17 protein-coding genes are annotated in these 24,072 nt (G+C 60.0%); 7 read left to right on the forward strand and 10 right to left on the reverse strand.

Annotated elements, in window-relative coordinates; all coding sequences use genetic code 11:
• Window positions 1-14 precede the first annotated feature (14 nt).
• A complete protein-coding gene (uxuA, locus tag PL597_RS07720) occupies window positions 15-1,223 on the forward strand; it encodes a mannonate dehydratase (protein WP_271364887.1) in 1,209 nt (402 codons plus the stop codon).
• Between the two features lie 27 nt (window positions 1,224-1,250).
• Here uxuA and PL597_RS07725 read toward each other — a convergent pair whose 3' ends face one another.
• Window positions 1,251-1,604, reverse strand: a complete 354-nt coding sequence (locus PL597_RS07725; RefSeq protein WP_162520325.1) for an antibiotic resistance protein VanZ — start codon at window positions 1,602-1,604, stop codon at window positions 1,251-1,253.
• Between the two features lie 245 nt (window positions 1,605-1,849).
• Between PL597_RS07725 and PL597_RS07730 the strand changes: the two genes are divergently transcribed.
• Entirely contained in the window at window positions 1,850-3,361 is a 1,512-nt protein-coding gene (locus tag PL597_RS07730) for an aldehyde dehydrogenase (NADP(+)) (RefSeq protein ID WP_271364888.1), read from the forward strand.
• A gap of 54 nt (window positions 3,362-3,415) precedes the next feature.
• On the opposite strand, the gene PL597_RS07735 is transcribed toward PL597_RS07730, so the two are convergent.
• The 4 genes from PL597_RS07735 to PL597_RS07750 all read right to left on the reverse strand — a co-directional run bounded on the left by PL597_RS07735 (window position 3,416) and on the right by PL597_RS07750 (window position 9,627).
• Window positions 3,416-4,414, reverse strand: a complete 999-nt coding sequence (locus PL597_RS07735; RefSeq protein ID WP_269824135.1) for a TRAP transporter substrate-binding protein — start codon at window positions 4,412-4,414, stop codon at window positions 3,416-3,418.
• Between the two features lie 16 nt (window positions 4,415-4,430).
• A complete protein-coding gene (locus tag PL597_RS07740; RefSeq protein ID WP_271364889.1) occupies window positions 4,431-6,251 on the reverse strand; it encodes a TRAP transporter large permease in 1,821 nt (606 codons plus the stop codon).
• A 141-nt stretch (window positions 6,252-6,392) separates the two neighbouring features.
• The gene (locus PL597_RS07745; RefSeq protein WP_269824137.1) at window positions 6,393-8,228 is read right to left on the reverse strand and encodes an ABC transporter ATP-binding protein; all 1,836 of its coding nucleotides are present in this window, start codon (window positions 8,226-8,228) and stop codon (window positions 6,393-6,395) included.
• A gap of 202 nt (window positions 8,229-8,430) precedes the next feature.
• Window positions 8,431-9,627, reverse strand: coding sequence for an aminotransferase class V-fold PLP-dependent enzyme (locus PL597_RS07750; protein ID WP_271364890.1), 1,197 nt, complete (start codon window positions 9,625-9,627; stop codon window positions 8,431-8,433).
• Between the two features lie 89 nt (window positions 9,628-9,716).
• Here PL597_RS07750 and PL597_RS07755 point away from each other — a divergent pair, with 89 nt between their 5' ends.
• The gene (locus PL597_RS07755; protein WP_162520326.1) at window positions 9,717-10,553 is read left to right on the forward strand and encodes an IclR family transcriptional regulator; all 837 of its coding nucleotides are present in this window, start codon (window positions 9,717-9,719) and stop codon (window positions 10,551-10,553) included.
• A 6-nt stretch (window positions 10,554-10,559) separates the two neighbouring features.
• Here the strand turns inward: PL597_RS07755 and PL597_RS07760 are convergent, their stop codons facing one another.
• From PL597_RS07760 to PL597_RS07780, 5 genes are all read right to left on the reverse strand, one after another.
• The gene (locus PL597_RS07760) at window positions 10,560-11,054 is read right to left on the reverse strand and encodes a RidA family protein (RefSeq protein ID WP_271364891.1); all 495 of its coding nucleotides are present in this window, start codon (window positions 11,052-11,054) and stop codon (window positions 10,560-10,562) included.
• An 82-nt stretch (window positions 11,055-11,136) separates the two neighbouring features.
• Window positions 11,137-12,360, reverse strand: a complete 1,224-nt coding sequence (locus PL597_RS07765; protein ID WP_173990685.1) for an amidohydrolase/deacetylase family metallohydrolase — start codon at window positions 12,358-12,360, stop codon at window positions 11,137-11,139.
• Window position 12,361: 1 nt separating this feature from the next.
• Window positions 12,362-13,237 (reverse strand): ABC transporter permease, encoded by an 876-nt coding sequence (locus PL597_RS07770; protein ID WP_077984305.1) that lies wholly within the window; start codon window positions 13,235-13,237, stop codon window positions 12,362-12,364.
• Window positions 13,237-14,178, reverse strand: a complete 942-nt coding sequence (locus tag PL597_RS07775) for an ABC transporter permease (protein WP_271364892.1) — start codon at window positions 14,176-14,178, stop codon at window positions 13,237-13,239. Before PL597_RS07775 ends, PL597_RS07770 begins: the two co-directional genes overlap by 1 nt.
• Before the next feature lie 328 nt (window positions 14,179-14,506).
• On the reverse strand, window positions 14,507-16,033 hold the full coding sequence (locus PL597_RS07780) for an ABC transporter substrate-binding protein (protein WP_149147626.1): 1,527 nt from the start codon (window positions 16,031-16,033) through the stop codon (window positions 14,507-14,509).
• A 503-nt stretch (window positions 16,034-16,536) separates the two neighbouring features.
• On the opposite strand from PL597_RS07780, the gene PL597_RS07785 reads away from it, so the two are divergent.
• The 4 genes from PL597_RS07785 (at window position 16,537) to PL597_RS07800 (ending at window position 23,975) form a co-directional block, all read left to right on the forward strand.
• Window positions 16,537-17,661 carry a glycosyltransferase family 4 protein gene (locus PL597_RS07785; RefSeq protein ID WP_077984308.1) on the forward strand — a complete coding sequence of 375 codons (1,125 nt, stop codon included), beginning with the start codon at window positions 16,537-16,539 and terminating at the stop codon, window positions 17,659-17,661.
• A 413-nt stretch (window positions 17,662-18,074) separates the two neighbouring features.
• Window positions 18,075-19,271 (forward strand): polysaccharide biosynthesis/export family protein, encoded by a 1,197-nt coding sequence (locus PL597_RS07790; protein ID WP_077984309.1) that lies wholly within the window; start codon window positions 18,075-18,077, stop codon window positions 19,269-19,271.
• 289 nt (window positions 19,272-19,560) lie between these two features.
• Window positions 19,561-20,838, forward strand: a complete 1,278-nt coding sequence (locus PL597_RS07795) for an efflux RND transporter periplasmic adaptor subunit (protein ID WP_271364893.1) — start codon at window positions 19,561-19,563, stop codon at window positions 20,836-20,838.
• Entirely contained in the window at window positions 20,835-23,975 is a 3,141-nt protein-coding gene (locus PL597_RS07800) for an efflux RND transporter permease subunit (RefSeq protein WP_271364894.1), read from the forward strand. The genes PL597_RS07795 and PL597_RS07800 overlap by 4 nt, the downstream gene beginning before the upstream one ends.
• Window positions 23,976-24,072 lie beyond the last annotated feature (97 nt).

Raw genomic sequence — 24,072 nt, forward strand, 5'->3', positions numbered from 1 at the left:
TTTGAGGATCAAAGATGAGACATACATGGCGTTGGTTCGGTCCGGTCGACAAGGTCACGGTTCAGGATGCGGCTCAGGCGGGCGCGGAAGGCATCGTCAGCGCGCTGCATCACATCCCCACCGGCGATGTCTGGCCGGTGGACGAAATCACCAAACGACATGAAGCAATCAAGGCGGGTGGGCTTTATTGGGACGTGGTGGAAAGCGTGCCGGTTTCCGAGGATATCAAGACCCAGACCGGCGACTGGAAAAACCATATCGCCAACTGGCAGGAAACGCTGCGCCGCCTCTCCGCCTCCGGCATCCGCACCGTTTGTTATAATTTCATGCCGGTGCTGGACTGGACCCGCACCGACCTGCGCTGGGAAACAAGGCACGGCGCAAAGGCGATGCGTTTCGATCTTCCCGATTTCGCCGCCTTCGATATCCACATCCTGAAGCGCCCTGACGCAAAAGCCGATTATCCGGACTGGCTGCTGGAGGAAGCGGCAAAGCGGTTTGCCGAGATGCCGGATACGAAGATCGCCGCGCTCGGTCGCAATATCGGTGCCGGTCTGCCGGGCTCGGCGGATGGCTACACGCTCGCCCAGCTTCTTGAAAAACTGCGGTCCTATCACGGCATCGACCGCGAAAGGCTGCAACAGAACCTCATCGACTTTCTCTCGGAGGTGACGCCGGTTGCCGAAGAGGTGGGCATCAACATCTGCGCCCATGGCGACGATCCGCCGTGGCCGCTGCTCGGCCTGCCGCGTATTCTCTCCACCGAAGCCGACTACGCCCATATGCTCTTGCAGATCGACAGCCGCGCCAATGGCGTGACGCTCTGCACCGGTTCGCTGGGCGCGCGGGCGGATAACGACCTGCCTTTCATCGCCAGCCGTTTTGCAGATCGCATCCATTTCGTGCATCTGCGCAACGTGACGCGCGACACCGACACCGTGCCGTGCTCCTTCTTCGAGGATGAACATCTGGAAGGCGGAACCGACATGGTCGCCGTCATCGCGGCACTTCTCACCGAAGAAGCGCGCCGCCGGGCTGAGGGCCGCGAAGACCACACCATTCCGATGCGGCCCGATCACGGTCAGGAAATCCTCGATGACCTGACGCGCGGCGCACAACCCGGTTACCCCGCCATTGGCCGGCTGAAGGGGTTGGCTGAGCTGCGTGGTATCGAACGCACGTTATCGCACAGCCATTTCGGGCTGGCGGGTGGGACACGCTGAACAATGTTCCCGGCTGTAGGCGTTCCGTCAGCCTGCAGCCAGCCGCGCCCTGAACAGCAGGTAGGAAAAAGTCGTGAGCCCGCCGGCAATGACGCCGGCGGCTTTCACGATAGCGTCCATCAGATGCGGATGGCGGGTGGGCGAGAGGAATTGCAGCGCCTCGATACCGAAAGCCGCCGCAATGCCTGCCACGATAATCGCCAGCCAGTAACGCGGATAGGCGAGCACGAAAGCGGCAGAACAGAAGGCGAAGGCCGCGGCGCGGTCCAGGCCCACCGTCGTCAGCGTGTGCGGACGAAAACCGATAGGGCAAACTGTAACGATCAAGATCAGCAGAAGAACCGACCAGGCGACATATTTCGGAAATCTATTTGTCATCATGACGTCACAATAAAGCGCCGTACGTGTAAACGGAAGCGGGTCTTTTTCACGCTTCGCCCCATTAATCACACTTTTTGGTCAGATAGTTGAAAAACCGGCTTTCGCTTAGGCCCCACACGGGCTAAGGCAGATGGCAACCGGGCGAGGATCGCGGCTGATGGCGTTTTATGCCGTCGCCTTTCGGTGCAACGTCACGGTGTCGGGTGGATTTTCCACACAGGATCAGATTTTCAGGGAAGAGCACAATGAGTTTCAAGCCGCACGGCAAACATCTGGTTGCAGGAGAATGGGTCGCAACGGAAGCAAAATTCCGCAGCGAGCCTGCACATGGCGAAGCTTTCGATTTTTCGGTCGGCACCGTCGATCTGGTGAATGCAGCCTGTGAAGCAGCCGAAGACGCCTTCTGGAGTTACGGTTACACCACCCGCGAAGAGCGCGCCGCATTCCTCGACACTATTGCCGATGAAATCGAAGCCCGCGCCGACGCCATCACAGAAATCGGCTCCTCCGAAACCGGCCTCCCTGCCGCTCGTCTGCAGGGCGAGCGTGGCCGCACCGTTGGCCAGTTGCGTCTTTTCGCGTCGCATATCCGCAAGGGCGACTATCTCGACCGTCGCCATGACGAAGCGCTGCCGGATCGCCAGCCGCTGCCGCGCCCGGATATCCGCCTGATGCAGCGCCCGATCGGACCTGTCGCCGTTTTCGGCGCGTCGAACTTCCCGCTCGCCTTCTCCACGGCCGGTGGTGACACCGCAGCGGCTCTGGCTGCCGGTTGCCCCGTTGTCGTCAAGGGCCACTCCGCCCATCCCGGCACCGGTGAAATCGTTGCCGAAGCGGTTCTCGCCGCCGTCAAGAAGCACAATCTGCATCCCGGCGTTTTCTCGCTGATCCAGGGCGGCCGCCGCGATGTCGGTTCCGCTCTTGTTCAGCATCCGCGCATCAAGGCGGTCGGCTTCACCGGTTCGCTCGCCGGCGGCCGCGCGCTGTTCGATCTCTGCGCCCAGCGCCCCGAGCCGATCCCCTTCTTCGGAGAGCTGGGTTCGGTCAACCCGATGTTCCTGCTGCCGGAAGCGGTTGCCAACCGCGGCGAAGCCATTGCCAAGGGCTGGGCCGGTTCGCTCACCATGGGTGCGGGCCAGTTCTGCACCAACCCGGGCATTGCCGTCATTCTCTCCGAGCAGGCGGATGCGGTTGCCGAGACTGCCCGTGCGGCACTTTCCGAAGTTGGCCCGCAGGTCATGTTGACCGACGGCATCGCTGCCGCCTATCGTGATGGCCGCGACCGCATCGCTGCCGGCAACGGCGTGCGCGACGTTCTGACCACCACCTGCAACCTGCGCAATGCGACGCCGTACCTGTTCCGCGTTTCGGGCAAGGATTGGGTTGCCAACCATGCACTTGCAGAAGAGGTCTTCGGACCCCTCGGCCTGATCGTGACGGTTGATAGCGCGGAAGAAATGCTTGAAGTCGCCAAGAGCTTCGAAGGCCAGCTGACCGCCACCCTGCATCTCGACGCAGGTGACGCCGAACTCGGCCGCAAGCTGCTGCCGATCCTCGAGCGCAAGGCCGGCCGCGTTCTCGCCAACGGTTTCCCGACCGGCGTGGAAGTCTCCGAAGCCATGGTTCACGGCGGCCCCTACCCGGCTTCCACGAACTTCGGCGCAACTTCGGTCGGCACCATGTCGATCCGTCGTTTCATGCGCCCGGTTTCCTACCAGAACATCCCTTCGGACGTTCTGCCTGAGGATATCCGCTAACAACAAGGGGAAGGCGCTTCCGCGCCTTCCCCTTTCATTTTCGATCCAGCAATCTCAGGCTGACTGGATAGCCTTAATCTTGTCGATGCCGCCGACTGTTCCGGCAAAATCCCGCCACACATCCTGCGCACCCTTGCGCCATTCATCCAGTGCTTCCGGCTGCAGCACCGTGCCGCCCTTGGAGAGCGCTAGCTCAACGGACTTCGTTTCGTCTTCGACGATCAGCTGGTTGAAATATTGTGCGCCCTCGCTGGAGGCTTCCGAAAGAACCTTCTTTTCTTCGTCATCCAGCTGGTTCCAGAAGGTCGCGCCGTAATAGACGACACCCGAGGCCCAGATATGGCCTGTTTCCGTCATATAGGGAACGACTTCGTAAAGCTTGAAACCGGCATAGGCCGATTTGGTAAGGTCCATGGCGTCGGCCACCCCGGTCGCCAGCGCATTATAGGTTTCGGTGATCGGAATGCCGACCGGCGTGGTGCCGAAGGCGCTCCACAATCTGGTGTGCAGCGGGCTCTGGATGACGCGGATTTTCTTGCCCTTCAACTGTTCCGCGCGGGTCACAGGCTCCTTCGCCAGAAGATGGCGAGCACCGTAATTGATGAAATCGGCGGCAATGAATTGCTGCGCGGCAAGTTTTGCCTTCAGCTCTTCGCCGGTCTCGCCCGTCACCACCTTGCGCACATGCTCACTATTACGGAACAGGAAAGGCAGATCGAGGATCTGCAGTTCCGGCACCCAGCCTGACAGGGAAGAGACGGTGGAGAGGCTGGCCTGAACCGAACCGAGGCGAATGTTTTCCGCCACTTCCTTCTCACCACCCAGAGCACCGCTTTTGACGATGTTGAAACGGAAACGGCCAGGCAATTTCGCCTCCACCAGCTGGCTGATCCTGACCCAGATTTTCGTCTCCGGCTTGTCGTCGGCGAATAACGACGCAACCGTGAGGCTGCGGGTTCTGGCATGCGCCGGGCGCACCAGACCAGGTGCGGCAAGCGTCGCGACGCCGAGAGCGGAGAGTTTGAGGAAATGACGGCGGTCGATAAAGGTCATGACGAAAACCCCTGACTTAGAAGACTATGGCCCAGACACATAACATGGCAAGGGCGACGAGAAGCGAGACGAGATAGGGAATGACCGCCCGGAAAAGCGCTGTCGCCGGAATGCGGGTGACGCCGCTGACCACGAAGATAAGCATCCCGAGCGGCGGCGTCAGGCCATGGATCATCAGATTGACCACAAGAATGACACCGAAATGGATGGGATCGATGCCGGCCGCGACGGCAGCAGGCAGCAGGATCGGCCCGAACAGCAGGATGGCAGCACCAATATCCAGCACCAGACCGACGACCAGCAGAATGAGGTTGGAGAGCAGAAGCACCGCGATCTTGCTGCCGCCGAGCAAAGTGACGAAGTCCGTGACAAGGCCGGAGACATTGTCGACCGCCAGCAGGAAGGCAAAAGGCCCCGCCGTGCCGATCAGAAGACCGATGGCCGCCGCCTCACCCGCCGACTGGCGAAAGGTCGCGAAAATGCGGCCCGCGCCCAGCCGGTAACCGAAGCCGAGAAGCAGCGTATAAAGTGCGGCAAGGGCGGCGGCTTCCGTGGTGGTGACGATGCCGATGCGAATACCGACTACCACAATGACGCCAAGACCGAAGGCCGGTATGGCGGCGACGGCCGAGCGCCAGCGCTCAGCCCCCGTCGCGCGCGGCAAGGTATCGTCGCTGCGCACGCTGAAATGGATCGCCACGCCGAGGCAGGCTGCCATCAGCCCGCCGGCGAAGAAGCCGCCGACCAGCAGCGAACCGACCGAAAGATTGGTGGCCGTGGCGAGGATGAGAAAAGCGATGGAGGGCGGAATGACATTGTCCAGCACGGAGGTGGCGGCGATGATCGCGCCGGCCTGCGCCGGCGGATAGCCGTGTTTGACGAGTTCCGGCTGGAAGGTGGACGCGCCGAAGGCGGCATTGGCGACAGATGAGCCGGATGCGCCGGAAAACAGCACGCTGGTCAGAAGCGTCGTCTGCGCCAGACCTGCCCGGCGATGACCGACGACGGAGGCAGCGAAACGGACGAGTTGACTGGCAACACCGGATATCGTCAGCAGGCTCCCTGCCAGTAGGAAGAAAGGAACGGCAAGCAGCAGGAATTTCGACATGCCGGTTACCGTCGACGAAACGATGGCCGGCTCCGGCAAGGTGCTGCCGAAGGCGATCGCCACATAGGCGGCGGTAAGGAAGGCGTGGGCAAGCGGCGCGGCCAGCACCAGCCCCGCAGCCGCCGTCAACGCCAGAAACAGGCTCGGCGGCAGGTTCGTGTCAATGAAGAGTTGCGGCAGGCTGACATAGGCGACGGCAGCGATGGCGAGAGATGCGAGAACGGCAAACGCCTTGCCTTCGCTGACACGCTGAAGCGCCAGATAAAGAAGGATCAGCACGCCGCCTGCACCGAGAAAGCCGAAACGCACCCATTCCGGCAGGCCGAGTGTAGGCGACGTGCCGCCCAGCATCGCCGCGATCTGCACACCGCCGAAGACAAGAATGAGTGCGGCGACGAAAGAAAAGGCATCGGCGAGAATTTCGGTCGCCGCGCGAAATCGTTGCGGAAGGAACCGCACGAAGACATCGAGCCGCATGGCAAGCGCGCTTTTGAGGCTGAGCGGCGCACCGACCGCGATCATGGCGACATTCAGCCATATGCCGAGATCTTCCGAACCGATGAAGCCGGTGTGAAAGAGATAACGCAGGATGACATTGACCAGAACCACCACGAGCAGCGCGGCGAGAAGCGCGGCGGCAACCGCACCGAGCGCACTGTCGAAGCGCGACAGAGTTGCCGCGGCCACCCTCTCGAAGCTATAGCGCCCCTGTTTTTCCAGTATCGCCATCCGGCCGCCTTTCGCGCGTCATCCCTGCTGCACGGCCAGAAGCGGTATAGAAAAATGCTCGCACCTGTAAAGCTTCCGAACGAGAGAATCGAACTATCTGCCGGTGCGAACGGGAAAACGCTGCTGAAGAAGCCCGATCCGTCAGCAGGCAACAAGATGGCCAGGCGAAACCTCACGATACTGCCGTGGCGTAACGACATGATCGACCGCGCGGATCGGGCTTTTCAACTCGTCATTCGCAACGCCGCGTCGTGTATTGCGACGGCCCGGGTCCGGCACCGGCACTGCCGCCATCAGCTTGCGGGTATAATCATGCTGCGGGTTGTCGAAGACAGCCGCACGCGGACCGATTTCGACAATCTCACCCAGATACATCACCGCGACACGATGGCTGACGCGTTCCACCACCGCCATGTCATGGGAAATAAACAGAAAGGCGAGATCAAGGCTTTGCTGCAGATCCAGCATCAGATTGATGACCTGCGCCTTGATCGAAACATCCAGCGCCGAAACGCTTTCGTCAGCAACGATGACCTTCGGTTGCAATGCCAGCGCGCGGGCGATGCAGATGCGCTGGCGCTGGCCGCCGGAAAATTCATGCGGGTAACGCGCAGCCATATCTGGCGAGAGACCAACCTTCCCCAGCATGTCCGCCACCACATCTCTCGCCTCGCGGGCGCTTCCCATACGGTGCTCGAGAAAAGGTTCGGCAATCGCCGCGCCTACCGTCATACGCGGATTGAGTGAGGCGAAGGGGTCCTGAAAAATCATCTGAACCGTCTTGCGCATGTCTCGCATGCCCGTCTTGTCGAGCGCGAGAATGTTTTCGCCGTTGACCTCGACCGAACCCGCATCCGGCTCAATAAGCCGCATGATGGCGCGGCCGGTGGTGGACTTACCGCAGCCGCTTTCTCCAACCAGGGACAATGTTTCCCCGGCCCTGAGATCGAAGGACACGTTTTCCACCGCATGTACGCGGCCGCTGAGCCTCCCCAGAAGACCGGAGTGAATGTCGAAACGCTTGGTCAGCCCCTCAACTTTGAGAACGGGCGGTGCAGCGGCGTTGACGGTGTCGGCGGGGCGCGCCGGCTCCTGCGTTTCCCCGGTGGTGGTGTCGACGATGGGAAAACGGAGCGGTCTTTCCTCGCCTTTCATCGAGCCCAGAACGGGAACTGCGGACAGAAGCGCCCGAGTATAGGGATGTTTGCCGCGATGGAAGATATCGGCCGTCGCGCCGACCTCCACCTGCTCGCCACGATACATGACGACGGTGCGGTCGGCGATTTCCGCCACCACGCCCATATCATGGGTGATGAACAGGACGGAGGTGCCCTCCTCTTCCTGAAGCGTCTTGATGAGATCGAGGATCTGCCCCTGAATGGTGACGTCGAGCGCCGTCGTCGGTTCGTCGGCAATCAGCAGCTTCGGCCGGGACGCCAGCGCCATGGCGATCATCACGCGCTGGCGCATGCCGCCGGAAAAGCGATGCGGATATTCATCGAAACGCGAGGCGGCGGAAGGGATGCGAACCTTTTCGAGCAGACGGACCGTCTCTGCCCGCGCATCCGCTTTTGACATCGGTTGATGGCACAACAGAGCTTCGGAAATCTGGTCACCGATGGTGAAAAGCGGATTGAGGCTGGTCATCGGCTCCTGAAAGATCATGGCAACCTCGTTGCCCCTGACCCGCCGCATGGCGTCCTCGGAAAGGGAGAGCAGGTTGCGACGCCCAAGCAGGATTTCACCCTGAACCCTGCTGCTTTCCCGATCCAGCAGCCGCATGATGGAGAGCGATGTCACGCTCTTGCCCGAGCCGCTTTCGCCGACGATCGCGACGGTCTCGCCCGGACCGACATCGAAGGAAATATCACGCACCACCGGTTTCCAGCCGCCATCCACGTGAAATGACGTGGTGAGATTACGGACGGAGAGCACGGCATCTTCGGCACCAAGCGGTGCTGACTGCGGCATGGTCATGATCGTTCCCTTCTTTTCTTCTCGTTTGAACTGTTCAGGCACGGCGTCGCCGCAAGTTTCTTCTCCCCGCCGGGGAGAAGGTGGCCCGAAGGGTCGGATGAGGGGGCACCGTTTCCGAAATCCGGCGAGGGCGCCCCCTCATCCCGCTGCCGCGACCTTCTCCCCCTCGGGGAGAAGAAACTCGCGGCACCCGCTCGCTTAATCAGTCCGGCCAGCGCAGCATGCCGTCGAAACGGTGGCGGCTGCGGTCTTCGAACGGCGTTGCAATCACCTCGTTGGAGGCGCGCGCCCTATCCAGCTCTTCCGTCAGACGCGCAGCCACGATGGTTTCCTGGCCCGGATGCAGGTTGCAGGGGTCGAGATAGAAATAGCGGTGTTCCACCTCATGATCGCGGGTGATGATGGGAGGATTGCCTTTGGCAAGTGCCGTCGTCAGGTCCCAGGCGGTGATATGCGCTTCTTCGGCATCGATGATGACGCGCAGCCGGTCGAGCGGGTTGTTGGTCGGATCAGGCTCGATCAGCGCCGTCACGCCGGGGCGCCCGTCCAGCGTCTTTTTCCAGAGGTTGAGATAGCTGGTTTCGCGCTCGCGAATGCCGGCATGATCGCGCTTCCCCCACGCTTCCAGCGCCGCTATGACGCCATAGATGCTTTCCTTGCCGACCTTCATGCCGCGACCGACGCCCATATTCTGCAGGAAGGCGTTGCGCACGAGCTCCTTTTTGCCGGTGACGATGCCGGAAGTCGGGCCGCCGAGGAACTTGTGGCCGGAATAGAGCACCACATCCGCGCCAGTGGCCAGAAACAGCTTCAGATCATATTCGGAAGCCGCATCCACGATGACGGGCACACCCTTGGCATGGGCGATCTCGACGAATTCGGAAAGATGCAGCAAGCCATAATCAACGACGTGATGCGAGACGACATAGACCGCCGCCGCCGTCTTTTCGGTAATGGCGTTTTCCATGTGGAAACGGTGGGTCGATGTCGCCTGCCCGATGAGCACCACCTTGCCGCCGCCAAGCCGGATCGCCTGATCCACCGGCGCGCCATAGCTCACCACATGGCCCATCTGCACCAGAACCTCGTTCTTTTCCGGGGTCACGTCAGGCAGCTTTTCGATGGCCAAGAGATTGTTGCCGGTGATCGCGCCCGCCACCGCAAGGCTGATGCCGGACGAGCAGGAGGCCGTGACAAAACCGGCCTCGCCGCCCGTCAGCCTTGCAATGATCGCACTCGCCTTGCGTTGCAGATCATTGATCTCGACGAATTGCGGCAGGATGTCCGCCATGGCCTGAACGGCCTCGGGAACGACAATCGATGCGCCGAGCGAGGTCATGGTGCCCGAGACGTTGATGACCGGGCGAAGGCCGATCCTGCTTCTGATATCCTCGGTCATGTATTTCTCCTGTCCTTTGCGATGCGATGGGCATCGACACATATGCCATAATAATGTAATAGCTTCTCAAAATTCATGAGGAGCCAAAATTGGACGCCCATAAACTGGACGAAACGCCTTCAACCGCCCTGTCCGACGCCGCCGAAAACGCGAACGCGAAGGCGGCCAAGCGCTCGCGCGTCAGCGGCATCGACCGCGCCCTTCAGGTTATTGATTACCTTTACGAAACCGGATCGCCCGCCGGCGCTTACGCGATTGCCAAGGCCATCAAGGCGCCGCTTTCCACCGTCTACGTCATCATCGACGATCTCGTTGAAAAGAACATGCTGGCGCGCAATGCCGATGGCAACATCTGGCTTGGCGCGCGGCTTTACCATTATGGCCTTGCCTATGCCCGTTCGCTGGATTTCATGGGTGTCGCCACCCACGAAATGCACGATCTGTGCCGTCATGCGGGCGAGACCGTGCAGCTTTGCGGCCGCGACGGCGACCATATGCTGGTCTTGGCCATGGCCGATGGTCCGAGCCACTTTCAGGTCGCGTCGCGCGTCGGTACCCGCGTTCCGCTGAATTGGACGGCGTCCGGCCGCCTGCTCGTCGGGCATTTGCCGGAGGCGGAACGCGTCGAGCTTTTCCGCCGCTGCGCCCGCACCTCGCCGACAGGCCGTGCGGAAATCAATCCCGAGACCCTGTCGCAATCGGCGGCGGCCGCCTTCCATGACCGCCTGTCGATCCAGGTCGCCGAATCCGATTATGCCGTCGCCTGCATCGCGTCGCCGATCTGCGACAACAGGGGCGAATGCGTGGCGACGATTTCCATCGTGCTGCCGGAACAGAAAGTGCTGGCGGACGAAAACCATTACACCGAACAGGTCAGGGTTTCGGCAGAACGGATCGAAAAACTGATGGGCTGGCGCAACCATTAAACGGCCTCACCCTTTGAGCGCGACGATTGCTTCGATCTCTACGGTGATGTTGCCTGGCAGCGAGCCGAAACCCACGGCGGAGCGGGCATGTTGTCCCGCATCGCCGAACACATCGATGAAGAGATCGGAGCAGCCATTGATGACGCTCGGGTGATCGCGAAAATCGCTCACCGCATTGACCATGCCGAGCAGCTTGACCACCTTCTTTACCCGCGACAGGTCCCCCAGCGCCTCATGCATGACGGCAAGCAGGTTGATGCCGGTGAGGCGCGCATGGATATAGGCCTCTTCCAGCCCGATTTCCGCGCCCACCTTGCCGGCGTAAAGATGACCGTTTTCTTCCCGTGGCCCCTGCCCCGAAAGATAGAGCATGTTGCCTTCCACCACATGGGTGACGAAATTGGCAATCGGCGGCGGCGGCGGCGGCAGGGAGATGCCGAGCGCGGCGAGCCGGTCATAGGGCGAAAGCCGCCCTTCTGCGTCGAGCGAAGACTGTTTCACGCAAATTCCTCATAATGCCGGGACGGGTATCCCGTAATGCCTGCGGAAGGCGGAGGACTGACCTTCGCCGTTCCAGTCGGGTTCAGCGCCAGGAATAACCGTGGCTATGGCGCACCAGCTTGCGTGCCCTTGGAATGTAACGGCTGGCGGCAATCGCTTCCGCGCCGATGACCGCATAACGCGGCTCGAACAGGCGCTTCAGGCGCGACACATCGCCATTGGAATCCGTGGCTTCCAGATCGGCATCGACAAGATCGAAAACCGTGAAATCGGCTCGGCTACCGACATCGAGGCGGTTTTCCATATCGAGGCGGATAACGGAAGCCGGGTTGCGGGTGACAGCCTCGACAACGTTTTCGAAAGGCATATCGACCGACAGCAGCTTCGACATGGTCGTCGCCAGATCCCACACCGGGAAATTCATCGAATGGCCATGCAGATCGGTCGAGATCGAGAAGGGCAACAGGCCGCGCGCGATCGCCGCTTCTGCCACCTTGAAGGAAAAGGATGCGCCGCCATGGCCGATATCCAGCCGGATGCCTTCACCGGCGCAGCGTTCGGCAAGATTGAACAGGTCCTCGTCTTCCATGATGCTGGATCCCGACTTGCCGTTGAAACAATGGGTGACGACATCGCCGGGGCCGAGAATTTCCAGAACCTCGTCATAAAGTGCCGGCGGTTCGCCCACATGCACCATCATCGGCACCTTCAGGATCTTGGCGATCTTCTTGCCGAGCTTCACCGGCGTCACACCCCAGGAACCGGTAATGACATGGCTCGCCCGCACCTTGAGACCGACGATATGCTCGCTGTTCTCGGCATAACACTCAAGGATGCGGTCAAGGTCGATATCCTTGATGTCGCGCAGTTCCGGCACGCGGTTGCAGGCCACCAATCCGATGGAGCCAAGATTGAGGAAGGCCTTGATACGCTCTCGCGAAGGCTCGATGATATATTCTCGGAAACCATGGAAATTCGCCTCGCCGGCCGAGCCGGCATCTACCAGCGTCGTCACGCCGCGCTCCGCCCCGCATTCGGAGGGGCGAATGGAGATATCGGTGCCGCCGTGCCAGATATGCACGTGCAGATCGACCCAGCCGGGCGAAATGAAGGCGCCCTTGGCGTCGATACGTTGCGCATCCGCGGGCGCCTGCAGGGCTGAGCCAACAGCGGCAATATTGCCGTCGCCGCCGATCAGAATATCGGTCGGGGCTTGGGACGCCCCCTTTCCGAAACCGACGGGTTTGACATTGGAAAGAAGAATGGGAGCTTGAAGAGGCGTTTTTGCCTGTTCGCCGGACGACATATTACAGATCCCTTCGCAGTCTTGGGTCGAGCATGTCCCGCAGCCCGTCGCCAACCATTTGCAGCGACAGCACGGAAAGAATGATGGCAAAGCCGGGGAAATAGGTCATCCAGTCGGCCTGGCCGATATATTGGCGGCCAGCGGAGATCATGGTTCCCCAGGTGGGAATTTCCGGACTGACACCAAGCCCCAGAAATGAAAGCCCGGCCTCCGCCAGCATGGCGCTGGCGAAAAGGAAGGTGCATTGCACGAGGATCGGCGAAACCAGATTGCGCAGCACATGCCGCGTCATGATGTGGAAGGTGGAAATGCCGAGTGCCTTCGCCGCCTCCACATAGGGCAATTCGCGGATGACCAGCGTCGAGGCACGCACGATGCGGGCAAGGCGCGGCGAATAAACGACGGCAAGCGCGATGATGACAGTCGTCAGCGACGGGCCGAGCGCCGCCACCAGCGCAATCGCCAGCAGAATATCCGGAAAGGCCATCATCGCATCGATCAGCCGCGCAATTGGCGTATCCAGCTTTTGGAAGAAACCGGCGAGCAAACCAAGCGTGATGCCGATCAGCGCCGAAAGCGCCACCACGGCGGCACCGACCAGAAGCGACAGTCTTCCGGCATAGATGGTGCGCGAGAAGACGTCGCGGCCGAACTCGTCGGTGCCGAACCAGTAAAGCTCGCTCGGCGGCTTCAGGCGGTTCACAATCGATAGTTTCGACGGTGAATAGGGCGCAATCATCGGCGCGAGAACCGCAAACAGCACGAAGACGAGTAGCACGATGAGACCGGCGGCGACCGTCTTGCGCTTCAGGAGACGCCGAAGGAACAGGATGGTGGGGTTGCGTGCCGGGGGGGCGGTGGAAACAATATCGGCCATCAGTAACGAACCCTCGGATCGACCAGCAAATAGAGCATGTCGATGGCAAAATTGATGAGCACGTAAAGCCCGGCGATGACGAGAAGTGCCCCCTGAATGACCGGATAGTCGCGCCGGAGCACGGCGGAGACGACAAGATTGCCGACGCCCGGCAGGCCGAAGACGGTCTCCGTGACGACAGCGCCGGAAATCAGCACGGCGGCGGTGAGGCCAAGCACGGTGAGGATGGGGATGAGCGCATTCTTCAAAGCATGTTTCAGCACCACCCGGCGTTCCTTGACGCCCTTGGCGCGCGCGGTGCGGACATAATCGTCGCCGAGAACATCCAGCATCGAGGCGCGGGTGAAGCGAAGGATGAGGGCGGAGGAAACGAGGCCGAGCGCTATTGCCGGAAGGGTCAGGTGATACATGCGCTCGAGGAAGCTCGCGCCCGGTCCGCCATAACCCGATACCGGAAACATATCGAGCCGCACGGCGAAGACCTGCATGAGGATCAGGCCAAGCCAGAAGCTCGGAATGCTCGCCGCCAGCATTGCGATGGTGGTCGCGGCCTGGTCCACGAAGGAACCGCGCCGGTAAGCAGCATAGATACCGATGGGGAGCGCGATGACACTGGCAATCAGCAGCGAAAAAATCGTCAGGAAAAACGTCGGTTCTGCCCGGTCCAGAAGTGCCGAGCCGACCGGCATGTTGAGGAAGATCGACTGCCCGAGGTCGCCCTTCAGCAACTGGCCGATATAATAGACATATTGCACGCCGAGCGACTGGTCGAGACCGAGCCGGGTGCGAAGCTCGGCAATATCCTGCGCCGAGGCGTCCGGCCCCAGCATCACGGCGGCTGGGTCTCCGGGCGTGACGCGCAAGATGACGAAGACGATGGTGACGACGAGGCACATCACCACGATCATTCCCGCAAGTCTCTGGAAAATATACCGTATCACGTATGAAGGCTCCAAGGCGCGTGATTGCCGCTATCAGGCGACGGTTGAATGGTGTCGATGAGCGCCAGCAATGCAATTCCGGCACTCACGGTAGTAAAATCGAGCGTTCTCTTCTCACGTCCGCCTTATACTCCACCCTCATTCCTGTGCTCGTCACAGGAATCTAGCCAGCCCAAGTCCTTGGGCTGAAAGGACTCTTCTCGCCACGCAGACGCGCGTCGGCTGGATTCCTGTGACGAGCACAGGAATGAGGGGAGCGGCAAGGACCCTAGATCCGTGGCGACAGAGTGCCGGATGCAATACCCGGCACCCGATTGCCGAACAGGCCTTATTTCGTAACCGAAGCATTCCAGAAGTAGGGCCATGGAGCCGGATCGACGCCTTCCAGCTTGTTGGACTTGGCCGCCACGGCATTGAAGTCGCCTATCTTGATGAGCGGCAGCTCAGCATAGATCGTCTTCTGCACATTGGCCCAGAGCGCGATACGCTTGTCGGGATCGGCTTCCGAAGTGAAGGCGTCAACCGCGGCTTTGCGCGCCGGCGTATCCCACCAGCCCGGCGAGCCGGTGGAGAGCGCGCCGATCAGCGCCGGTTCCGGCAGGAAGGGGCTGTGAGTGATGTATATATCCCAGAGTTTCGGGTCGGCGCGGCGCTGCGTCAGCGTCGCCCAGTCCACCACCTGCATATCCACCTTGAAACCGGCAAGCTTCAGATATTCCGCCGCGACCTGCGCCATCTTGTAATGGAACTCATACTGGCGGCTGGTGAGGATGCGGAGAGGTTCGCCGTTGTAACCGGCGGCTTTGAGTTTCTCGGCGGCAGCTTCCGGATTGCCGACGTTGTAATTGCCCTCGACGCCTTCTTCGGAATGCCAGGAGAAATTATCAGGATAATAGGCGCCGTCGAGCGCGTAGAAATCCGTGCTGCCGAAAGCGGCCGCCAGCATGTCTTCCATGTTCAGCGCTTCGGTCACCGCCTTGCGGACTTCAAGCTTGGAAGACAGCCCCTCCTTCGTGTTGAAGACGAAGACGGGATAACCGAAAGGCTTCAGCATCAGCGGCTGCGAGGCCGAGGAAGACTTCACCTTATCGAAGGATTCCACCGGAATGGAATCGACGTAATCATACTGGCCGGAAACGGCGGCCTCGACGCGGGTATTCGGATCGGGCACCGGAACGAAGCGGATTTCATCGAGATACTGATGGCGTGCGCCGCCATAACCGTCGCTTTCGCCATCGCGGGACTTGTAGCCATCGAAGCGCACGAGCTGGATATATTGGTCGGCTTTGCGTTCCTTCAGCATATAGGGACCGGTGCCGATGAATTCGGCCATCGGCTCCGCCTGCTTTTCAGCCGGCAGGATGATCGCCGCCGAATTATTGAAGGCGAGCAGCGAGACGAGCGGCGCATAGGGTTGCTTGAGAGCGATCGTCACCGTTCCGGCATCCGGCGCGGAGATATTGTCGATAAAGCCGGCTGCCTGCTTGCCGCGCGAGGCGATCTTCATCCAGCGGCCGAGCGAGGCGACGACATCTTCAGACGTCATGTCGCTGCCGTCATGGAACTTGATGCCCTGCCTGAGCTTGATCGTGTAGGTTTTGCCGTCCGCACTGATCTCGGGCAAGCTTTCCGCCAGAAGCGGCGTCACCTTCCAACCCTTGTCGAAGGTATAGAGCGTTTCGAAAATATGCTGCGTGACGATGCCGACCAGATCGGCGGTAGACGCCATGGGGTCGAGGGTCGGCGGCTCGCCGATCGTGGCGACATTGATGACGCCGCCCTTCTCCGCAGCCATCATTACACCCGGCGCAAGCAGCAAAGCGGCGGTGGCGAGAAATGCAAGTTTACGTCTCATGGTCAAGCTCCCAGCTCTTATGTGTTCCATTATTATGTTATATACGTCTTTATAACAGAATATCTCGATAAGACGCCTTGTCAATGACAATGCGGCCCGATGATCGGTTTCCATGATCGGCGAAACGCAAGACAGGTCTTCGCGAAAGGTGGCGGCATCGTTTAAGGCAATGAAAAAACAGGAGTTTCGCCAAAAAAGCGGTGCGCCGTGATATCCATCTTTTCCGGCTGGAAGAGAGGGAATGACGACCGGCGCTTGACTGCAAAGGAAGAAAGGGAATTAACAAGGTTGGATATTTCGCATTTGCGAACAAAGTGCTATTAAAGAGCGGACTAACGCTACGCCACCACAGACATACCCGCGCATTTTTATTAATCGTTACGCTATTTGACGCCGTCAGCCGTGTTTTCAAGGGCTGCAGAAAGACCTGATACTTTATACCGCCAAACTTTATTCCATGGCGGAAAACTAATTTTTATTACGTTGAAATTATTGAGGAAATCATGAAGACGGCAATCGTGCATGACTGGCTCACCGACAGAGGCGGGGCCGAAAAGGTGCTTCACAACCTTCTTGAAATTTATCCTCACGCGGATCTTTACTGCCTTGTCGACTTCATGAGCGAGCGCGATCGCGGCTTTCTCGGCGGCCGTCCCGTCAACACCTCCTTCATCCAGAAGTTGCCTTTCGCCCGAAAAAAATACCGCTCCTACCTGCCGCTGATGCCGCTCGCCATCGAACAGTTCGATCTCAGCGGCTACGACCTCGTTATTTCCTCGAGTTATGCGGTCGCCAAGGGCGTCATCACCGGCCCGGGCCAGTTTCATGTCTCTTATATCCATAGCCCGATACGCTACGCCTGGGACCTCCAGCACCAGTATCTCAAGGAGACCAGACTGACGCGCGGCTTCACCTCGTGGATCGCGCGCGCTGTTCTTCACTATATCCGCATGTGGGACATTCGCACCGCCAACGGCGTCGACTTGATGACGGTCAATTCCAAATTCATCCGCAACCGGGTGCGCAAGTGTTATGGCCGCGATTCCACCGTGATATATCCGCCGGTGGACACGTCCCATCTCTCCCCGTCCGACCTTAAAGGTGACTATTTCGTCACGGCGTCGCGGCTGGTGCCCTACAAAAAAGTACACCTTATCGTGGAGGCTTTTTCAACGATGCCGGACAAACGGCTGGTCGTCATCGGCGACGGTCCGGACATGAAACGCATCCGCGAAATCGCCGCGCCGAATGTCGAAGTCCTCGGTTTCGTGGGCAATGAAGAGCTTCACAAATATATGGCCGAGGCCCAGGCCTTCGTCTTTGCGGCAGAAGACGACTTCGGCATCGTGCCCGTCGAATCCCAGGCGCTCGGTACACCGGTCATCGCCTACGGCAAGGGCGGCGTACTGGAAACCGTCGTCCCGCTCGGCTCCTCCAACCATCCGACCGGCCTTTATTTCGGGGAGCAGACACCGGAGGCGATCTGCGCCGCCGTACAGGAGTTCGTCGACAATTCCGACCGCTTCGACAAGAACGCCTGCATCAACAACGCCGCCCGCTTCTCCCGCGAACGTTTCCTGCGGGAATTCGCGGATACCGTGAATTTCGCGCTGGCTGAACGGGCATGACGGATGCATAAAAACATCCATAAAATAAATGATTGGGCTTCACGAAATTCAATAACGAAAGAAACCGCGCAGGCGTGACAAAACTGCACTAGCGCAATGCAGCAATCGAAGAGATGATGGCGTCCAACTGAATATTGAAGCGCAACAATACTGACACCGTCTGGGGTTCGACCATCGCGCCTCGCCCGGAATTTTTCGGCGCAGTTGAACGATGATGAACTTGAAGCATCGTCTGAAATTAGGCATATGCCTGACAGAGGACGTAAACATCCCGGGATGCGATTCCGCTGAACGGATGTAATGCCGGTTTGGATTTCCTTTACCGGTGTCATTTATGAAGTGCTTATTTTTAAAAACTTATACGATGTCCGAATTATTTCTGCTTTTCGGACGGCATTCATTTCGAGGACCAAATGCGTTTATTGAATGTTTCGATTATGCTTGCCTCTGCAGCACTGGCGGGTTGCACGGTTACCGCAGCCTCCGGCCCCGATGCAGCCTCGATCGAATCTAACGCTTCGGTGAAATTCGCCTCCAAGGACAAGCAGAAAACCGCCGGTGTCGACTACGCACTGCTCGACATCAACAGCGCCGTCCTCAATTACGTCGGCGACACCACAACCACTACCCTGCTCGGCAGTTTCGGCGGCGGCAAGGGCGGCGTTCCGGCACTGCCGATGGGCGTCGGTGACGTGGTGCAGGTTGCAATTTTTGAAAGCCAGGCCGGCGGCCTCTTCATTCCAAACGACGCCGGCAGCCGTCCCGGCAACTTCATCAGCCTGCCGAACCAGACCGTGGACCGGGAAGGCAATATCAGCGTTCCCTATGCGGGCAAGATTCGCGCCACCGGCCGCAACGTCGAAGATGTGCAGAGCGAAATCGAGGAACGGCTCGCCAACCGCGCCATCGAGCCGCAGGTTCTCATCACCAAGATTTCCAGCCGCTCCGCACAGGCCTCCGTGCTGGGCGACGTCAAGGAGCCGACGAAGGTTCAGCTTTCGGAAGCGGGCGATCGGGTTCTCGACGTCATTTCCTACGCAAAGGGCCTCAGCGCTCCGAATATCGAATCCTATGTCACGCTGATCCGCCGCGGCAAGACCGCCCGCGTCAATTACAACCACCTCGTCAGCACGCCGTCCGAGAACATCTATGTAGTTCCGGGCGACACGATCATGGTGGAGCGTGAACGCCGCACCTACCTTGCCTTCGGTGCTTCTGGTCTCAACGGGCGTTTCGAGTTCGAGGATGCCGATCTCAAGCTGTCGGATGCACTCGGCAAAGCGGGCGGACTGCTCGATTCCCGCGCTGACCCGGCTCAGGTCTATGTCTATCGTATCGTCAAGCGCGATCTTCTCGTGAAGCTCGGCATCAATACGTCGAAGTTCCCCGGACAGGACGTGCCGGTCATCTTCCGCGCCAATCTGCGCGATCCATCGACCTTCTTCGCCGCCACGAAGTTCCCGATGCAGGATCGCGACATCATCTATGTCACCAACTCGCAGGCCACTGAACTTTACAAGTTCCTGGATCTCGTCGGCTCCGTACCGGCAACGACGGGCAATGTCGCCGAGGACGTTCTTGCGACCCGCAACGCCATCCGCGCCTTTTAAACGGCGGCGTTTCGCCGTTCATCCCAAAGCCGCCCCGGAAAGGAGGCGGCTTTTTCCTTGGCCGGAACCAGTGGTGAACCGGAAGGTGATCAAACATTGCCTTGGGGCAGGAACCGAAGCCGTCCGCCCTTGAAAGACAGGGGATATGGCGACGGTCATCATCACCGCCATTACAAAAGTTTAAGGTGATTTCGCAACGCATTGGGTGTCTTGTGGGGGAAAGCTGCTCCCAAGGCTTGCCGCACATGTTCGGGAAACATGTATCGCTCTCATTACGCGGAATCGTCAGATGAAACGTTTCTGGACCGCTCTCAGCGTTCTTGCCATCGCAGCCGCCGGTGCCTGGTATTTCAAGGATCGCCTGCCGCTCGATCAAGTCCCCTATCTCAAGCAATTTGCCAGCGTGTCTCCCAAGGTCGACGCCGAAACGGCGGCGCAGTCCTCCCAAATCGGCCAACCGGCCCGGCAGCAGGGACAAAGACAGGGCGGAGGGCGGCGCAATGGCGGGCCACCCACCGTCAGTACCATCGCCGTCGGCAAAGCGACGTTGCCGATGGATGCAAAGGCGACGGGCTGGGCGGTTGCGGCCGATATCACCAATATCGCGCCGCTTCAGGCTGGTCTCGTCACGGAGATCAGCGCGAAGGACGGCCAGCATATCAAGGCGGGCGATCTGATCCTCAAATTGGATGATCGCATCGCACGGGCCGCCGTCGACAAGGACAAGGCCAATATCGCCGCCGATCAGGCAACGCTGGAACAGACCGAGGCCGCCTTCCAGCGCGCCGCTAATCTGGTCAAGCAAAGTGCTGAATCGCAACAGGTACTGGATCAGGCCCGAGCAGCCCGCGACAGCGCCAGTGCCAAGACCGACGCCGACAAGGCAACGCTCGCATCCGATGAGGTGGCGCTCGAACATATGGAAATCCGCGCCCCGTTCGATGGGCGGCTCGGCGACATCACGGTCAGCCCCGGCGCCTATCTCAGTGCGGGCGTCAACATCGTGACGATCACCAAATATGACCCGATCTCGGTCAGTTTCCGGCTTTCACAGCGCTACCTGCCGCAACTTCGTGAAGGCGTGGCAAAGGATACCGCAGTCGATGTCGACCCCGCGGCGACGGGAGGCGAACCGATGAGCGGCGTACTGCGGTTCTACGACAATACGGTGGACCAGACCTCCGGCACGGTGCTCGCCAAGGCGGAGTTCAAGAACGATCGCGGTCTTTTATGGCCCGGCCAGTCGGTAAACGTCACGGCCCATTTCGTCTCGGGGGATGAAATGATCGTGGTGCCGACAGTCGCCGTGCGCCCCGGACCGAAGGGCAATTTCGTCTATACCGTCGATAGTGAGCATCATGCCCACATGACGCCGGTGGAAGTCGCCCGCTCGAATGGCAATCTCACCGCCATAACAAGCGGCCTTAATGGTGGCGAACATATCATCGTTGAAGGTCAATCCGAACTTGCCGACGGCCAGACGGTTGTCGAGCAATTCTCCGACAAGGGCGGTGCGGCTGCCAATCTGGCCGCCAATATTCCGCAGGTACAGGTTGGCGGCCAATGATTCCTAATTTCTGCATCAACCGGCCCGTCGCCACCACGCTTCTCGCCATAGGCCTGGTGCTGGCCGGGCTTGCCGGCTTCCGCCTGCTGCCCGTCGCCGCCCTGCCGAAGGTGGATTTTCCGACGATCAACGTTTCCTCGTCGCTGTCAGGCGCTTCGCCGCAAACCATGGCCACATCGGTCACCACGCCGCTGGTCAAGCAGTTCGAAACCATTCCCGGCGTTAGCGAAATCAGCGCCACCAACACGCTCGGCAACAGCTCGATCGTGCTGCAGTTCGATCTCAACCGCGATATCGACGCCGCGGCGGCCGATGTGCAGGCCGCAATTTCCCGCGCGCAGCGGCAATTGCCAAGCAACATGACGACGACCCCGAGCTATCGCAAGACCAACCCGGCCGATGCGCCGGTGCTGCTGCTCGCCGTCAACAGCAAGGAAATGCCGACCAGCAAGGTGGATGAGATCGCCGAAAACATCATCTCACCGCTTCTCTCCACAATTTCAGGCGTCGCGCAGGTGAGCATCTATGGTGCACAAACCTATGCCGTGCGCATCGGCCTTGATCCGGCCCAGCTTCAGGCAAGAGGGCTTGGCGTCGACACCGTCACCACGGCCATCGCCCAGGCGAATAATCAGGTGCCTGTTGGCGCCTTGCAGACCGACAATCAGCGCCTGACGATCGAGGCCGATACCCAGCGCACCAATGCGGCCGCCTTCCGCTCGCTGGTCGTCTCGACGAATAATGGCGCGCCGATCCATCTCGGCGATATCGCCAATGTCACCGACAGCATCGACAACACCAATGCCGGCAGCTGGTTCGATGGCGAACAGGCCATCGTTCTCGCCGTGCAGCGTCAGCCGGACGCCAATACCGTCGACGTCGTGGACGCCATCAAGGCGAAGCTGCCGGCGCTTCACCAGCAATTGCCGCCCTCCGTCAACATCAACGTCATGAATGACGCCTCGACCGCCATCAAGGATGCGATCTCAGACGTTCAGTTCACCCTGTTTCTCACCATCGGGCTGGTGGTTGCGGTCATCTATCTCTTCACCGGGCACCTGACGGCGACCATCATTCCCGGTCTTGCAGTACCCCTGTCTCTCATCACCGCCTTCGGCATGATGTATGTTCTGGGCTACAGCATCGACAACATCTCGCTGCTCGGGCTGACGCTATCGGTGGGGCTGGTGGTGGATGACGCCATCGTCATGCTGGAAAACATCCTGCGCCTGCATGAAGAAGGCCTGCCCATGCGCGAGGCGGCCTTGCAGGGCGCGGCGGAAGTCAGCGGCACCATTCTGTCCATGTCAATCTCGCTGGTGGCCGTCTTCATTCCCATTCTGTTGATGGGCGGCGTTATCGGCAGGCTCTTCAACGAGTTCGGCATGGTCGTCACGCTGGCTATCATGGCCTCGGCGCTGGTCTCGCTGACAGTGACGCCGATGCTCGCTTCGCGCCTCTCCGGCCACTCCTCCAGACCACCTGCGATCATCCGCTGGTTCGATGCGGGTTTCGAACGCACGCTGCGCGCCTATGGCCGCGCCGTCGGCTGGTGCCTCTCTCACCGTCGCATCGTTTTGGCATCGTTTCTCGCTTCGGTCGCGGCGTCGCTCTATCTCTTCGAAACCCTGCCCTCCAGCTTCTTTCCACAGGAAGATATCGGACGTCTTTCGGTTTCGACACGGGCGCGTGAGGATATTTCCTATACGGCGATGCGCGATCTCCAGGCGCAGGTCGCCGATCAGATCCGCAAGAATCCAGCCGTCGTGCACGTCACCTCTATCGTCGGCGGCAATTCCCGCAATCCGTTGAACAACGGCTCGATGTTCGTGGAACTGAAGCCCAAGGAAGAGCGGGCGCCGCTCAGCCAGGTGCTGGCGGAACTGGGTCAGGCCACATCGAAAGTGGCGGGCATCCGCACCTATATCAATCCGCAGCAGAGCCTGCGCTTTGGCGGGCGCAGCTCCGCCAGCCAATACCAGCTCGTCGTTCAGGGTCTGAATGCCGACACGACCAATGAATGGTCGAATAAGCTGATGGACGCGATGCGTCGCGACCACACCTTCACCTCCGTCACTTCCGACGCCCAGAACGGTGCGATCGCCGCCACGATCTCCGTTGATCCGGAAAAGGCCGCCGCCTTCGGCATTACCAATGACCAATTGCGCAAGACGCTGGAAATGTCTTTCGGCGGTTATACGGCGGCGCAAATCCAGTCTACTGGCGATAGCTACGACGTGATTGTGGAATTCGACAGTTCCAAACCCTGGAATGACGATTTCCTCAGCGATATCAACATTCTTTCGGCAAAATCCGGGGTTCTGGTTCCGCTTTCCAACTTCGCCACCCTTACCCGCACGCAGGCGCCTGTTACCATCAACCAGACGGGCCAGCTCGTCTCCACCACCATCTCCTTCAACCTGCCGGATGGGGTGGCGCTGTCCGATGCCACGAGCCGGATAGACCAGATCAAGAGCACGATAGGTCTGCCACAGGATGTCTTCACCAGCTATGGCGGCACGGCGGCGATCTTCCAGCAGAGCCAGGGCAATACCGGCATCCTTATTCTGGCAGCGGTTCTGACCATCTATGTGGTTCTCGGCGTGCTTTACGAGAGTTTCATCCACCCGCTGACCATCCTCTCCGGACTGCCGGCCGCCGCCTTCGGCGCGCTGGTGGCGCTGAAGGTGATGGGCATGGATTTTTCGATCATCGCGCTGATCGGCCTTTTGATGCTGATCGGCATCGTCAAGAAAAATGCGATCATGATGATCGATGTTGCGGTGGAGTTGATACGCGAAAAAGCGGAACGACCAGCAACCGCCATTCACGAGGCCTGCGTGCGCCGGTTCCGGCCGATCATGATGACGACCTTCTGCGCGCTGCTTGGGGCACTTCCCATCGCACTCGGCTCGGGCGCGAGTTCGGAACTGCGCCAGCCGCTCGGCATCGCCGTGGTCGGCGGCCTCATCGTGTCGCAATTGCTGACGCTGTTCATCACGCCCGTCATCTTCGTGGAAATGGACCGGTTCGGCCAATTCCTCACCGGGGTGTTTTCCCGCCGGAAAAAGGCGGAAAAAAACACCGAACCGCAAAAGCCGGAAGGGCCCGGCGAACCGGAATCCGTTGCCGCTTAACGCAGATTTTCGAGGCGCTCCAGCGCCTCGAAACCCGCCGCGGCACTACGGCTGCAATAACAGAGCCTCGTCAGAGACTATGAAAATCCAGCCAGGC

Source organism: Agrobacterium sp. ST15.13.013, assembly GCF_027956525.1.
In the GTDB taxonomy this organism is placed as follows: Bacteria; Pseudomonadota; Alphaproteobacteria; order Rhizobiales; family Rhizobiaceae; genus Agrobacterium; species Agrobacterium salinitolerans.

Bases quoted from the DNA above. Each gene is read 5' to 3' on its own strand.
- PL597_RS07730 (WP_271364888.1), top strand. From the start codon at position 1,850: ATGAGTTTCAAGCCGCACGGCAAACATCTGGTTGCAGGAGAATGGGTC.
- PL597_RS07745 (WP_269824137.1), bottom strand. From the start codon at position 8,228: ATGACCATGCCGCAGTCAGCACCGCTTGGTGCCGAAGATGCCGTGCTC.
- PL597_RS07780 (WP_149147626.1), bottom strand. From the start codon at position 16,033: ATGAGACGTAAACTTGCATTTCTCGCCACCGCCGCTTTGCTGCTTGCG.
- PL597_RS07725 (WP_162520325.1), bottom strand. From the start codon at position 1,604: ATGATGACAAATAGATTTCCGAAATATGTCGCCTGGTCGGTTCTTCTG.
- PL597_RS07740 (WP_271364889.1), bottom strand. From the start codon at position 6,251: ATGGCGATACTGGAAAAACAGGGGCGCTATAGCTTCGAGAGGGTGGCC.
- PL597_RS07750 (WP_271364890.1), bottom strand. From the start codon at position 9,627: ATGACCGAGGATATCAGAAGCAGGATCGGCCTTCGCCCGGTCATCAAC.
- PL597_RS07800 (WP_271364894.1), top strand. From the start codon at position 20,835: ATGATTCCTAATTTCTGCATCAACCGGCCCGTCGCCACCACGCTTCTC.
- PL597_RS07795 (WP_271364893.1), top strand. From the start codon at position 19,561: ATGAAACGTTTCTGGACCGCTCTCAGCGTTCTTGCCATCGCAGCCGCC.
- uxuA (WP_271364887.1), top strand. From the start codon at position 15: ATGAGACATACATGGCGTTGGTTCGGTCCGGTCGACAAGGTCACGGTT.
- PL597_RS07785 (WP_077984308.1), top strand. From the start codon at position 16,537: ATGAAGACGGCAATCGTGCATGACTGGCTCACCGACAGAGGCGGGGCC.
- PL597_RS07790 (WP_077984309.1), top strand. From the start codon at position 18,075: ATGCGTTTATTGAATGTTTCGATTATGCTTGCCTCTGCAGCACTGGCG.
- PL597_RS07735 (WP_269824135.1), bottom strand. From the start codon at position 4,414: ATGACCTTTATCGACCGCCGTCATTTCCTCAAACTCTCCGCTCTCGGC.
- PL597_RS07765 (WP_173990685.1), bottom strand. From the start codon at position 12,360: ATGTCGTCCGGCGAACAGGCAAAAACGCCTCTTCAAGCTCCCATTCTT.
- PL597_RS07770 (WP_077984305.1), bottom strand. From the start codon at position 13,237: ATGGCCGATATTGTTTCCACCGCCCCCCCGGCACGCAACCCCACCATC.